We start from the raw sequence: 13,732 nt of genomic DNA, 5'->3' as shown, positions 1-13,732 counted from the left end.
CCGGTGCCAAAGCTTGCGCAAATGCGTGTTTGCAATAGTCTGTGGCGAACGAGAACACACCCCGAAACACCGGGGCACGGGGAGGAGACGAATGGGTTTTTGCGGGATTACGGACCGTAACGCGCTGCAGAATGAAATGCCGTATGAGGCGCGGGATCTTCCAGCCACGCTGTATGGGCTGCTGTCGCGCACGGCGGACAAATATCCGGACAGCAACGCGGTCAGCTATCAGATCTTCTCTGGCCCCAAGGACAAGGCGGAAACCCTGACCTGGCGCACGCTGAAAGAGCAGGTGTGCCAGGCGGCCAACATGTTCCGGTCGCTGGGCATCGGCGAAAAGGACGTGGTCGCCTATGTGCTTCCGAACTGCAACGAGACGCTGGTGACCATGCTGGGCGGCGCGGTGGCGGGGATCGTGAACCCGATCAACCCGCTCTTGGAGCCGGAGCAGATCGCCTCGATCCTGCGCGAGACCAAGGCCAAGGTGGTGGTGACCCTGCGGCCTTTCCCCAAGACCGACGTGGCGCAGAAAGTGGCCGAGGCAGTGCGCCATGCGCCGGGCGTGAACACAGTGCTGGAAGTGGACCTGAACCGCTATCTCACACCGCCCAAATCCTGGATCGTGCCGCTGGTGCGGCCCAAGCTGGAAAACCAGGCCAAGGCTGCCCATGCCGATTACATGAACTTTGCCAAGGAAATGGCGAAGCATCCCAAGACGCTGAGCTTCGCCGACAGTGACGGCGACCGGGTCGCCTGTTATTTCCACACTGGCGGCACCACGGGCATGCCCAAGGTGGCGCAGCACAAATACTCGGGTCTGGTCTACAACGGCTGGCTGGGCAGTACCCTGCTGTTCAGCGAGGAAGACAACATCATCTGCCCGCTGCCGCTGTTCCACGTCTTTGCGGTGCATGTCATTCTGATGGCAGCGGTGTCTTCTGGCGCGCATGTGGTGTTCCCGACACCGCAGGGCTATCGCGGCGAGGGCGTGTTCGACAACTTCTGGAAGCTGATAGAGCGCTGGAACATCACCTTCATCATCACCGTGCCCACGGCGGTATCGGCGCTGATGCAGCGGGAGGTGAACGCGGATATCTCGTCGGTGAAAACCGCCTTCTCGGGGTCGGCGCCAATGCCGATGGAGCTGTTCAAGCGGTTCGAAAGCGCTTCAGGCGTCACCATTGTCGAAGGCTATGGCCTGACCGAGGCCACTTGTCTGGTGTCTTGCAACCCGCCGGGCGGTGAGAAGAAGGTCGGGTCAGTCGGCATCCCGCTGCCCTACACGGAGGTGCGGATCGTCAAGCACACCAATGGCGGACCGATGGAATGCGGGGTGGATGAGGTTGGCGAGATCTGCGTTTCCAACCCGGGGGTCTTTGCCGGCAACACCTATACCGAGGCCGAAAAAAACGTGGACCTCTACTATCAGGAGAAATTCCTGCGCACAGGGGACTTGGGCCGCATCGACGAGGATGGCTATCTTTGGATCACCGGCCGCGCCAAGGACCTGATCATCCGCGGCGGCCACAACATCGACCCGGCGGAGATCGAAGAAGCGCTCCTGGGCCATGCCGCGGTGGCTTTTGCCGGAGCGATCGGCCAGCCGGACGCCCATTCCGGGGAGCTGCCCTGTGCTTTTGTTGAGCTGGTGGAGGGTGCCACGGCCAGCGAGCAGGAACTGCTGGAATACTGCAAGATCCACGTGCATGAGCGCGCGGCGATCCCCAAGCACCTGACCGTGCTGGACGCTTTGCCGAAAACTGCCGTTGGCAAGGTGTTCAAGCCCGACCTGCGCAAACACGCCATCACCCGCGTCTACAACGGCGCGCTGGAGAAGGCGGGCCTGGCCGCGCGTGTTGTCAGTGTCACAGATGACAAGAAGCGCGGGCTTGTGGCCCAGGTGGAAGCCAATGGCTGCGCCGAGGCGGAGATTTCCGGCGTTTTGAACAGCTTCACCCGCCCGTGGGAGCCCGCACAAGCGGCATGATGCTGCGGGAACACGCAACTTCAGAAGCGCCCTGCGGGGCGCTTTTTCAATCAGGCATTCCATTTGCGGGAATCTCTGCCTAGGCTCGGGAAAACCGGGGCGTGCAGGGAGGCTCGCAGATGGATTACGAACGGCTGATCGACGAGGAGACCTGGGATTTCATCCAGAAGACCGGGGAACTCTACCCTGATGATGCCGTGGAGATGTCCATAGACGAGCAGCGCCGCATCTACGACTCCATGGCGCGGGAATTCCGGGCGCCGCGGCCGGACGTCGTGTCCCTCAAGAACTCCCGGGCCGATGGTGTGCCAGTGCGTATCTATACTGCGGGCGATCCTACCCGCACGGTGCTTTACTGCCATGGCGGCGGATTTGTGGTCGGGGGGCTCGACAGCCACGACGACATATGCGCCGAGATCTGCGTCCAGACCGGCTACCGGGTGGTGGCGGTGGATTACCGCCTGGCGCCGGAGCACAAGCACCCCGCCGCGTTCGAAGACGCCTGGACGGTGCTGAACTGGGTCGAGGAGACCTATGGCAAGGGGGTCGTGCTGGCGGGCGACAGCGCCGGGGCGAACATCTGTGCTGCTGTGGCGCACCACGCGCGGGGGCGGACCGATGCGCTGCTGGGGCAGGTGCTGATCTACGGTGTCTTTGGCGGCGATATGGACCAGGGATCCTATATCGAACACGCGCAGGCGCCGATGCTGACCCGCGAGGATGTTCTGTATTACATGGACATCCGGACGGACAAAGCCGCGGCCAAGGGCGACCCTCTGTTTGCGCCTCTGCGGGACAGCGATTTTTCCGGTTTGCCGCCGACGGTTCTGGTGACCGCAGATTGCGATCCGGTCCGGGACGACTCGCGCGATTACCGGGACCGCATCCTCGCCGACGGCGGCAAAGCGCATTGGATCAACGAGCCTGGGCTGATCCACGGCTATCTGCGTGCCCGCCACAGCGTCAGCCGCGCCCGCGACAGTTTCGAGCGGATCTCGATTGCGATAGAAGCACTGGGGCAGGGGATCTGGGCTTATGACGATTAGACCCGTCTAGCCGGCAAAGTCGCGGCACCGCTCCTCGTACAGCGAGGTGTCCAGCCAGCCTCCGCTGATGAACTGCCAATCCGGGCCCGAGGTGGTGACGTAGGTCCAGTTGCCAACCGGGATATGCGAAAACTTTATGTAGTCGCCGGGATTGATCTGCCCGACCAGAGGGGCGTCCGGCCGGTGCCCGGCCCGAAGGCCCATCACAGGCCCCAGCCAGCCCAGGCAGGCGCCCTCGAATTCATCGTGCACCGGCAAGTCCCACAGCTGATAGCGCAGATGCAAGTCGTCCAGGTTCAGATAGGACTGCTTGTTACTGACCCGGCAGCCTATGCGCCCTTCCAGTTCTCTGATCAGTGCCACCGTCCGCGCGTCTTGCGGCGGCAGGTTGACGAATTTTCCGATGCAACCGGTGTTGTCAAAGATGGCCTGCCCCAGAGGCGAGCCAAAGCAGTAGCCTGCCCGGTCGATGATTGCGTTTCTGGTGAACCACAGGTCGTGGCAGGTATCGCTGGCCAGAACCGGCGCGGCAAACAGGGATAGGGCGGCAACAAGGCATTTCATGGCAATCATTCCTGGCAACTGGAAACGGCGGCTGAAAGCTATCCTAGCACACAGCCGCCGCAGTCGCGTTACTTCAGGAAAGGTTCCGCCTTCATGGTTTCGGCAATGGGTGCCCCCAGCCGTTTAAGGATGGTCGGCGCCAGCTGGCGCTGGTCGATGACATCGCTGTGGTCGGGGCCGTCGGCATCGCCAAAGTAATAGAGCGCGGTTTCCTGCTGCAGCGGGCTGCGGCCGCCGTGGTGGCCGCGCTCGTCCTGGCCGTGGTCTGCGGTGACGATCACCTCGTAGCCCAGATCGCGCCAGCGGGTGATGAAGGGGGCCAGCATCTCGTCCATCACGAAACAGGCGTGGTCCATTTCCTGGCAGTCGTGGAAATAGCGGTGGCCCATGCTGTCCAGCGTGCAGGTGTGCAGCATTCCGTAATCCAGGCCGAAGCGCAGGCAGAGATTGGTCAGCGTGCCGAACAGATCGACATCGGACGGGGTCATCTGGTTGTCCTTGCCATAGCCGGTCATGGTGTGGAAGCGGCCGTGGTTGATTGTCTTGCCTTCAGGCTCGTCGTATTCGATGTCGCGGATGTAATCGAACGGGTGGCGGTTAAAGAACGAGGACCAGTAGCTGTGCGCCACCGCACCGGTCACGCCGCCAGCTTCGCGAACCTGGCTGAACACGTCCTTTTCCTTGAGCCGGAACACATTGGCGTTGCCGGTGCAGCCGTGAATGGCTGGCGCCACGCCGGTATGGATCGAGGCATAGCAGCTGGCCGAAATCGACGGCAGCACGCTGCGCAGCTTCCAGACGCGGGCATCGCCGCTGTCCACCCATCCTTCCAGGTTGCCGAACAGGCGGCGGAAGTTGCGCCAGGGCACGCCGTCCAGAATGATGAGAAGAAGTTTGGTGTCCATGGCCCGAATCCTTTTTGCCTTGCGGTGGCTTCGGTGCCCCATTTTGGTGTCAGATTCTTGAAGCGCCATTCAAAAAGCGAATGGATGGTCTGAAACCGGCATTTTCGGGAGATCCGGCACGTCGATTGCGACTCAGAATGCGGTGGCAATCAGGTAGACGCCGGCCAGCATCAGCAGGATGCCGGCTGCCGGGACGAACAGCCGAACATGCGCCAGTTGCTTTTCCGCAAGCACGTACAATGCAATGCCTGCGATCCAGTAAAGGTTCATGACCCCGCCGGCGAACAGCAGCAGCATCAATGCCCAGCAGCAGCCCAGGCAATACGCCCCGTGGTGGGCGCCCATCAGCACAGCACCAGCCAAACCTGTGCGGTGATGCGCGGTCAGGAAATGTACCGGCATACGGCAATGAAGAAGGCAGGCGTGCTTGTAGGGGGTAAACTGATAGGCGCCCGCCGCCAGCAGCAAAGCACCCGCAAAGGCACGGCTGCTGAGCGACATCATCGGGCCATCCGACAGCCCAACTGTTTCCAGCCCCCACTGCAAGGCGGTGGCTGCCGCCGAAAAGGCGCCCCAGGCCAGCAGGTAGCCGCTCAGGAACAAGAGGCTCAGCAGCGGAGCCTGGGCGGGGCGGGAGCCGGCTTTCTTGATGGCGGTGAACAGCAGCAGGACAGGGGCTGCGCTGGGTGTCATCATGGCAATCATCATGATCCACCACATCAGGAAGATCAGGACTGTGTAGGCTGGTGTCCAGACCGGGTCCGCCCCCATTTGCATAGGCGCACCGACCGGGCCGGCCATGCGGGTCATGTCAACCGCGCTCATGTCCATTCCGATGCCAAAGACGGTGTAGAGCCCGCTCAGCAGCACAACAAACCCGGCCGCGCTGATGACTATTGCCTGGTCGTGGCGGGCCAGCCTTTCGGCAGGCCCCTGCATGTCCTGCTGCACGCCCATCGCTGCTTATGCCGCGCGCTGGACGCCTGAACCGGTCAGGTGCAGTTCTGCGATATGGGCGTGCGTGTTGCTGTTCTTTTGCAGGCTGATGGCAGAGCCTGGGGTGCGGGTGCTGCCCCGTGCCACCGAGGCCTCGGCGTACTCAAACCCGTTCGGCAGTTTGATCTGCACGGAATGCGGGTCTCCGGAAACGATATGCGGTATCGGTTCCACTGAGGTTTCACCGATATCACCGGCCTTGGCATGGCCCTTGCCGGTTTGCTTGTCATAGCTCAGGGAGACCGGCGCGCTCAGGGTGTCGTGCTTGGTCGTGCACATGGCGTTGAAGACAAAGAACATCGTCGCAAAATCGGCGGTGTCCTGGCCGGTCATGATGGCTTCCAGCGCGGCCTTCTGGTCCGCGGTGGCACGCTCATCAATGATCAGCTGCATCTCGCCGTTGCCCTCGTGGATCGGGCCCGGCCACTTGTAGATCGCTGCGGCCAGCAGGCCATCCAGCTTGGTATCCCCGTAGTGCCCGATGTCGATGCGGAAGGTCAGCATTGCCTCGCAGGTGCCGTCGTTAGGCAGCTGCGAAAACTGGCAGGGGCAGCCCGGCAAGCAGTTGCAGTTGGCAATTTCCAGTCCGTGAATGGCCCAATCCGTCATGAGATTCCCTCCTGTTCTGCCTGAAAAGCAAAACTGCCCGGAGGTTTCGGGCTCGGCCTGCAGGAATTCAGCTGCGCTCAGTTATGATGCTATTGTTTGCGGCAGGTTTCGCCGCATTCTCCCTGTGGCGTCAAAGTACCACAAAACGGGAAGGGCTGAAAAAGGAAAAAGCCCCCGCCCGCACTGGGGCAGGGGCTTTGCACCCTGGGGTGGTTTCAGTGGCCGGCGCTTTCCATCTTGCGGTGGGCGATCACTTCCTCCAGCCAGCCGAGCTTCATCTCTGGTACGGAACTCAGCAGCAGGTCGGTGTAGTCATCGAACGGCGGGCTCAGCACTTTGGACTTACCGCCGTAGCGCTGCACCTTGCCCTGATACATCACCGCAATGTTGTCCGAGATGGCGCGTACGGTTGCCAGATCGTGGGTGATGAACAGGTAGGCCACATTCTCGATCTTCTGCAGCTCCAGGAGCAGCTTGAGGATGCCGTCTGCCACCAACGGATCGAGTGCCGAGGTGACCTCGTCGCAGATGATCATCTTGGGCTTGGCCGCCAGCGACCGGGCGATGCAGACGCGCTGCTTCTGGCCGCCGGACAGCTCTGCAGGGTAGCGGTCGATGAACTTCTCGCCCAGCTCGATCTCGTCCAGCAGCTCGACGATCCGCTTGCGCTTCTCCTTGCCCCGCATACCGAAGTAGAACTCCAGCGGGCGACCGATGATGGTGCCGACGGTCTGGCGCGGGTTCATTGCCACGTCTGCCATCTGGTAGATCATCTGAAGCTCGCGCAGGTCCTCGCGGGTGCGCCCCTTGAGGTCGGGCGAGAGGGTGCGGCCGGCAAATTCGATCTCGCCCTCGCGCGGCGGCAGCAAGCCGGTGATCACGCGGGCGAGGGTCGACTTGCCGGAGCCGGACTCGCCCACCACCGCCAGCGTCTGGCCGGGATACAGATCGACGTTCACATTGTGCAGCACGTCGAACTGGGTGCCCTTGTAGCGCGCCGTTATGTTGCGCACGCTTAGCACCGGCTCGGCGGTCGGGGCCTTTTCCTCATGCTCGATGGAGCGGACCGAGACCAGCGCCTTGGTATACTCCTCCTGCGGATCATTGATGATCTGGTCAACGTTGCCGTATTCGACCGTGTTGCCCATTTTAAGCACCATGATGTCGTCGCTCACCTGCGCCACAACCGCCAGGTCGTGGGTGATGTAGAGCGCAGCGACGCCGGTGTCGCGGATCGCTTCCTTGATCGCCATCAGGACGTCGATCTGGGTGGTCACGTCGAGCGCGGTGGTCGGCTCGTCGAACACGACCAGATCGGGCTCCGGGCAGAGCGCCAGCGCAGTCATGCAGCGCTGCAGCTGGCCACCGGACACCTGGTGCGGGTACCGCTCGCCGATGTTGTCTGGATCCGGCAGGCCCAGCTTGGCAAACAGAGTGCGGGCGCGGGCCTCGGCTTCCTTGCGGGAGAACTTCTTCTGCTCCACCGCGGCCTCGACAACCTGGTCCATGATCTTCTTGGCCGGGTTGAAGGAGGCAGCTGCCGATTGCGAAACATAGGTCACTTCGGCACCGCGCAGCTTGCGGATATCCTTGTGGCTGCCCTTCAGGATGTCACGTCCGTTGACCCAGACCTCGCCACCGGTGATCTTCACGCCGCCGCGGCCGTAGGCCATGGAGGCGAGCCCGATGGTCGATTTGCCGGCACCGGATTCACCGATCAGTCCCAGGACCTTGCCGGGCGCGAGGTCAAAACTGACCCCGTGCACGATCTCGATGTCGCGGGGGCGTTCCCCGGGCGGGTAGATGGTCGCGCCGATTTTCAGGTCGCGGACTTTCAACAGGGTATCGCTCATCCGCGGCCTCCTTTCAGCGATGTGGTCCGGTTCAGCACCCAGTCAGCCACCAGGTTGACCGAGATCGCCAGGGTGGCGATGGCAAAGGCCGGGATCAGGGCCGCAGGAATGCCGTAGACGATGCCTTCCTTGTTCTCCTTCACGATGCCGCCCCAGTCAGCCTCTGGCGGCTGCACGCCCAGGCCCAGGAAAGACAGGGTGGAGACAAACAGGACCGCAAAGATGAAGCGCAGGCCCATCTCCGCGATCAGCGGCGACAGCGCGTTGGGCAGGATCTCGCGGAAGATGATCCAGGCGGTCTTCTCACCGCGCAGGCGGGCGGCTTCGACGTAGTCCATCACCTCGATATCGACCGCAACGGCACGGGCCAGACGGTAAACGCGTGTGGCGTCCAGAAGGCCCATCACCAGGATCAGCATCGGAATGGTGACCGGCGCCACCGACAGCACAACCAGGGCGAAGATCAGCGTCGGGATCGACATCACCAGGTCGACGAAACGCGACAGAGCCTGGTCGACCCATCCGCCCATCACCGCAGCAAAGAAGCCGAGGACGGAGCCCAGGGTGAAGGACAGGACAGTTGCAGCCGTTGCGATGAAGATGGTGGTGCGGCCGCCATAGATCATCCGGCTGAGAAGGTCGCGGCCGATGTTGTCGGTGCCCAGCAGGTAATCGCTGCTGGAGGGCTCCCAAACGTCGCCGACGATTTCGCCAACGCCATAGGGCGCCAGCAGCGGCGCAAAGATGGCGCCGAGGAAATAGAGGGCCGTGAAGAACAGCCCGATGAGTGCAGAAATGGGGATATTCTTCATTTCGGATGCCTCAGGCGCGGGTTGCTCAGGATAGCGACGATATCGGCGATCATGTTGAGGCCGATATAGACGGCGGCAAAGATCAGGCCGCAGGCCTGCACAACCGGCACATCGCGCTTGGACACGTGGTCAACCAGGTACTGGCCCATGCCGGGGTAGACAAAGACCACCTCGATCACCACGACGCCAACCACCAGATAGGCGAGGTTCAGCATCACCACGTTGACAATCGGCGCAATCGCGTTCGGGAAGGCATGGCGGTAGATCACCTGAAAAGCGTTGAGGCCCTTCAGCTCAGCGGTTTCGATATAGGCTGACTGCATCACGTTGAGGATCGCGGCGCGGGTCATGCGCATCATGTGCGCCAGCACCACCAGGGTCAGCACCGCAACCGGCAGGGCGATGGCGCTCAGCTTCTCAAACAGGCTCATGCTGTCGTTGACCATTGCAACGGACGGGAACCACTGCAGCTTCACTGCAATGAAGTACATCAGCACATAGCCAATCAGGAATTCGGGGATGGAGATTGAGGCCAGGGTTACGGCCGAGATCATCTTGTCGGGCCAGCGGTCCTTGAAACGGACGGCAAGCAGGCCCAGGAAAATTGCCAGCGGAACGGCGACCACGGCGGCCCAGAAGGCCAGGAACAGGGTGTTCCAGAAACGGCTGCTCAGAGCCTCGGCGATGTCCTGGCCACTGGTCAGCGCAGTGCCAAGATCGCCCTGCATGGCACCGAAGAGCCAGGCGAAATAGCGTTGGACAGGAGGATCGTTGACGCCAAGCTCTGCCCGCAGGTTGGCGAGCGCTTCAGGGGTTGCTGACTGGCCGAGGATGGACTGGGCGACATCTCCGGGCAGCACGATGGTGCCGGCAAAGATCACCACTGAGATAAGCAGCAAAAGAAGCAGGCTCAGCGCAACGCGCTGAGCCAGAAGTTTTACAATCGGCGACATTTAGGCTTTGACCCACAGCTTGCTGGCCGCATAGCCGTTCATCAGAACCTGGCCCGGGATGCCCTCGACCCAGCCGTCCACCTTGTCGGTGGTTGCCTCGACAAAGTCGTTGAACATCGGGCAGATCAGGCCGCCTTCGTCGCGCAGGATCGTCGACATGTCGGCATACATCTGGGTCCGCTTGGCAACGTCCAGCTCGCCGCGCGCTGCGACCAGCATCTGGTCGAATTGCTCGTTGTTGAAGCGGGTGTCGTTCCAGTCCGCAGTCGACAGGTAGGCGGTGGTGAACATCTGGTCCTGGGTCGGACGGCCGCCCCAATAGCTGGTGCAGAACGGCTTGTTGTTCCAGACTTCCGACCAGTAGCCGTCGTTCGGCTCGCGCTTGACGTCCAGCTTGATGCCCGCGCCTGCCAGCGACTGCTGGAACAGGGCAGATGCGTCCGGCGCGCCCGGGAAGGAGTTGTCCGAGGTGCGCAGCAGGATGGAGCCGTCGTGGCCGGACTTCTTCAGGTGGTGCATCGCCTTGTCCGGATCGAACTGGCGCTGTTCCAGCTCGGTGTACATCGGATAGGAGGCGTTGATCGGGGTGTCGTTGCCGACGGTGCCGTAGCCGTTCAGGATCTTGTCGACCATTTCCTGGCGGTTGATGCCGTATTTCAGCGCCAGGCGCACGTCGTTGTTGTCGAACGGCGCGGTGTTGCAGTGCATGATGAACACATAGTGGCCGGCCGCGGAGGTCGAGTGCACGGTGATGTTCGGCGCACGGTCCACCAGTTTCGCGGTGCGCGGCGGCACCCGGTCGATCACGTCCACCTGACCGGACTGCAGCGCGGCGACGCGGGCGGTGTCGTCGTTGATGACGATGATCTCGACGGTGTCCGCGTTGCCCAGATCGCCCCAGTAGTTCGGGTTCTTCTCGGCCACGAAGCGCACGCCCATGTCGGCGGACTTCATGATGTAGGGGCCGGTGCCGATGGCTGCTGCCGGATCGTCATTGCCGCCGTTCGGCTGAATGATCAGGTGGTAGTCTGCCAGCAGATAGGGCAGGTCGGCGTTCGGGCTGTCCAGTTCGAAGACAACGCTGTCGCCGTCCGCGCGCACGTCCTTGATGCCGCGCATGATGCCCAGGGCGCCGGACTTGGTGTCCTCGCCGCTGTGGCGCTCCATGGTCTTGACCACGTCGTCAGCGGTGACGTTCTGGCCGTTCGAGTAGGTCACACCGGAGCGCAGCTTGAAGGTCCAGGTCTTGGCGTCGGCGGAGGCTTCATAGCTTTCCGCGAGCTTGCCTTCGATGCCGCCGTCGTCGGCCAGCTCGACCAGCGTTTCACCCCACAGGCGGGTGACCATCAGGCCAACAGTGTTGGTGACCAGCGCCGGGTCCAGGCTGTCGGTGGTGGAACCGCCCTGCAGGCCGAGACGGATGGTGCCGCCTTTTTGCGGGCCGGCCGCCTTGGCGGCGGTGGACAGCAACAGGTTGGCGGAAACAGCGGTAAAGCCCAGTGCGGCGGCCTTGCCCAGGAAGTCGCGGCGGGACAGTTTGCCTGCCGCAGCCTGACTGGCCAGATACTGCATGTGTCTGTTCATAGAGTTCTCCCGATTGGTTGTGGTGCTTCAGGCACCCGTTTTTTTGATTGGTGGTTCAAGATTTGCGCATTTGCTGCCACCTCGCAAGCGTTATTCGCGAAACGCATGGCGTGGCTTCGGACGCGCCTGCAAGGCCTGCAAAGGTAAGGTCGCCTTTCTCAATCAAGGTGCCGTTTTTGGGTGCCATGCCGGGTGTAAATCAAAAAAACATCCGGAATGCGACAGGAAATTTTTGTGCGCAGAAATGACGAATTTTTTATGAATTGGCCGGATTGAGGGGCAATGCTGGCGGTAACAGGGATAGAATCGATGCTTTCTGGCCTGAAAACGTCGCCCCGCCGCCGCCCGCATGACGTGCGCCACCTGCGTGCGGCCCGCGCCGGAGGCGGTGCAGCTGCAGTCCGCAGCAGCGCTCCGGCGGCGTGGATCAGACCTGTTCCGTGTCCATCCAGATGGTCACCGGGCCGTCGTTCAGAAGCCGAACTTTCATGTCAGCACCGAACCGGCCTTTGGCGGTGCCGAGGCCAAGCCGTATCAGCTGATCCGCGAAGTATTCATACAGCCGCTCCCCATCGGCCGGGGCGGCAGCCGTTGAAAATCCTGGCCGGTTGCCGCGGCGGGTGTCGGCGGCCAGGGTGAACTGGCTGACCACCAAAGCGCTGCCGCCGGTGTCCAGCACTGAGCGGTTCATCTTGCCGCCTTCATCCTTGAAGATCCTGAGCTTGGAGATCTTGGCAGCGAGCTGATCCGCCTGCGCCTCGCTGTCGCCCTGCATCGCGCAGACCAGGATCAGCAGGCCGGGGCCGATCTCTCCCACGGTTTCGCCATCCACCGTGACCGAGGCCTCGCTGACCCGTTGAATCAATGCCCGCATTTGTGTTTGTCCTTGTTCTGTCTCAGCCGCGCCAGTCGGCAAATTCCTCCAGCGCCGCCCGGCTGGTGCGGAACCCGTTGGCCGGGTGGTTCCCGTCGCCGTAGCCGAAGGAAATGGCGCAGAGGATGATCCGGTCGTCCGGTATGTCCAGCAGCTCATGCAGCAGCGGCGCAAAGGAGGCAACCGCTGCCTGCGGGATGCTCGAAACCCCCGCGGCCTGGGCGGCCAGTGTGAAGGCGGCGACAAAGCCGCCGCAATCCATCGCGCCATAAGATCCCAGCTCTGCCGGAGACGACAGGATCGCGCAATGCGGTGCGCCGAACAGCCGGTAATTTTCCATCATCTGCCGTGCTGAACCCGCACGGTCGCCCTTTTGCACGCCGACAGCTTCATAGAGCGCCCAGCCGCAGTCGCGGCGGCGCTGCTGGTACTCAGCTGAGTAGCCATCTGGAAAGGGCAGGTCCGGGCTGTGCCCGCCACCCTCCGCCGCCGTGAGCAGGGCGGCCCGCAAACGTTCCGTCTCGGCACCGCTGCAAATGGTCACCTTCCAGGGCTGCGCATTGCACCAGGAGGGCACCTTCTGCGCCGTTCGCAGAATGTCTTCTATCACCGCACGCGGCACTGGGTCCGGGCGGAAGGCCCGGCAGCTGTGGCGGTCGGCAAACAGGGCGTCCAGGCTTTGCAGATCGGGTTTCACATCCAGTTCCTCCAGGCGGCTGAGGGCCACACTGGCGTCAGAAATTCCTTTGCGCAAGCGCCCCGATTGCGCGGGATCAAAGCAGTGCCGCAGCGTCAGAGGTACAATGGGCCGGAACACGAAAGGAGGTTGGACTATGGTGGAAAAAACCGAACATGGCGGCTTCTGGCCGTCGCTTTACGATCCTTTCCGCAGCTTCGGAACCCGTCTCGCCGATTGGCTGAATCCCGCAACGGAGGCGTCGTCGGGCAAAGAAGCTTACGATATTGCGATGGAGCTTCCGGGTGTTGCCTTGGGGGATGTCGAGCTGACCGTGGACAACGGCGTGCTGACGATCCGCGGCGAGAAGAAGACCCAATCCGAGAAGTCAGGCGACACCTGGTACTTCAGCGAACGCCAGTATGGTGCCTTCCGCCGCTCTTTCCGCCTGCCGGAGGATGCCGACGGACAGGCGGCTTCTGCCAAAATGGAGGATGGTGTTCTGCATATTTCGGTGCCGAAAAAGGCGCTGGAGCAGCCTGAAACCGCACGCAAGATCGAGATCAGCAAAGGCTGACAGGGGGGCGGCCACGGTTCCGGCTCAGCGCCGGGGAAAGGAACCGGCCGCATCAGGAAGGGGGAGGCTGCTCCCCCTTCCGCTTTCCAGGGGCTACTGCTGGTTGGCCAGCAGGGCAATGCCCGCTGCGACCGCCAGGGCCGCAATAACCGCAGCGGCAATCTTCCAGGCCGAATAGGGCCGTTCGCCCTGCACCCGGCCCGATTGCCCGTTCACCACAAAGCGGTAGGTCTTGCCACGGTACTTATAGGCCGCCAGCCAGACCGGCAGCAGGATGTGCTTGAAGGTCACATCGG

At 62.4% G+C, this 13,732-nt stretch carries 13 protein-coding genes and 1 pseudogene; 3 read left to right on the top strand and 11 right to left on the bottom strand.

The genetic code is table 11. From position 1 onward, the window contains the following. Window positions 1-91: 91 nt before the first annotated feature. Window positions 92-1,987 carry an acyl-CoA synthetase gene (locus AC4HIX_RS08215; protein ID WP_490398615.1) on the top strand — a complete coding sequence of 632 codons (1,896 nt, stop codon included), beginning with the start codon at window positions 92-94 and terminating at the stop codon, window positions 1,985-1,987. 119 nt (window positions 1,988-2,106) lie between these two features. Continuing rightward, entirely contained in the window at window positions 2,107-3,033 is a 927-nt protein-coding gene (locus AC4HIX_RS08210) for an alpha/beta hydrolase (protein ID WP_475050926.1), read from the top strand. Between the two features lie 6 nt (window positions 3,034-3,039). Here AC4HIX_RS08210 and AC4HIX_RS08205 read toward each other — a convergent pair whose 3' ends face one another. The 10 genes from AC4HIX_RS08205 to AC4HIX_RS08160 form a co-directional block, all read right to left on the bottom strand. Further along, complete coding sequence (locus AC4HIX_RS08205) at window positions 3,040-3,597, bottom strand: DUF4453 domain-containing protein (protein ID WP_490398614.1); 558 nt, start codon at window positions 3,595-3,597, stop codon at window positions 3,040-3,042. 68 nt (window positions 3,598-3,665) lie between these two features. Further along, a complete protein-coding gene (locus AC4HIX_RS08200) occupies window positions 3,666-4,502 on the bottom strand; it encodes an alkaline phosphatase family protein (RefSeq protein ID WP_490398613.1) in 837 nt (278 codons plus the stop codon). Between the two features lie 132 nt (window positions 4,503-4,634). Continuing rightward, window positions 4,635-5,453: a DUF2182 domain-containing protein gene (locus tag AC4HIX_RS08195; RefSeq protein ID WP_490398612.1), complete on the bottom strand. Its 819-nt coding sequence runs from the start codon at window positions 5,451-5,453 to the stop codon at window positions 4,635-4,637. Between the two features lie 12 nt (window positions 5,454-5,465). Continuing rightward, window positions 5,466-6,107, bottom strand: a complete 642-nt coding sequence (locus tag AC4HIX_RS08190; protein ID WP_490398611.1) for a DUF1326 domain-containing protein — start codon at window positions 6,105-6,107, stop codon at window positions 5,466-5,468. 215 nt (window positions 6,108-6,322) lie between these two features. Further along, window positions 6,323-7,960, bottom strand: a complete 1,638-nt coding sequence (locus tag AC4HIX_RS08185; RefSeq protein ID WP_475050932.1) for an ABC transporter ATP-binding protein — start codon at window positions 7,958-7,960, stop codon at window positions 6,323-6,325. Continuing rightward, on the bottom strand, window positions 7,957-8,772 hold the full coding sequence (locus AC4HIX_RS08180) for an ABC transporter permease (RefSeq protein WP_475050933.1): 816 nt from the start codon (window positions 8,770-8,772) through the stop codon (window positions 7,957-7,959). The genes AC4HIX_RS08185 and AC4HIX_RS08180 overlap by 4 nt, the downstream gene beginning before the upstream one ends. Continuing rightward, window positions 8,769-9,725 (bottom strand): ABC transporter permease, encoded by a 957-nt coding sequence (locus tag AC4HIX_RS08175; protein WP_475050934.1) that lies wholly within the window; start codon window positions 9,723-9,725, stop codon window positions 8,769-8,771. Before AC4HIX_RS08175 ends, AC4HIX_RS08180 begins: the two co-directional genes overlap by 4 nt. After that, complete coding sequence (locus AC4HIX_RS08170) at window positions 9,726-11,309, bottom strand: ABC transporter substrate-binding protein (protein ID WP_490398610.1); 1,584 nt, start codon at window positions 11,307-11,309, stop codon at window positions 9,726-9,728. Between the two features lie 427 nt (window positions 11,310-11,736). Next, entirely contained in the window at window positions 11,737-12,183 is a 447-nt protein-coding gene (gene dtd, locus AC4HIX_RS08165; RefSeq protein ID WP_490398609.1) for a D-aminoacyl-tRNA deacylase, read from the bottom strand. Window positions 12,184-12,205: 22 nt separating this feature from the next. Beyond that, window positions 12,206-12,910, bottom strand: coding sequence for a nitroreductase (locus AC4HIX_RS08160; protein ID WP_490398608.1), 705 nt, complete (start codon window positions 12,908-12,910; stop codon window positions 12,206-12,208). A 106-nt stretch (window positions 12,911-13,016) separates the two neighbouring features. On the opposite strand from AC4HIX_RS08160, the gene AC4HIX_RS08155 reads away from it, so the two are divergent. After that, complete coding sequence (locus AC4HIX_RS08155; RefSeq protein WP_490398607.1) at window positions 13,017-13,436, top strand: Hsp20/alpha crystallin family protein; 420 nt, start codon at window positions 13,017-13,019, stop codon at window positions 13,434-13,436. Between the two features lie 93 nt (window positions 13,437-13,529). Here AC4HIX_RS08155 and AC4HIX_RS08150 read toward each other — a convergent pair. Next, a pseudogene (locus AC4HIX_RS08150) lies at window positions 13,530-13,732 on the bottom strand (primosomal protein N' (replication factor Y) - superfamily II helicase); the annotation flags it as partial.

The organism is Leisingera sp. (assembly GCF_982940295.1).
This window is presented reverse-complemented; position numbering and strand designations above follow the sequence as displayed.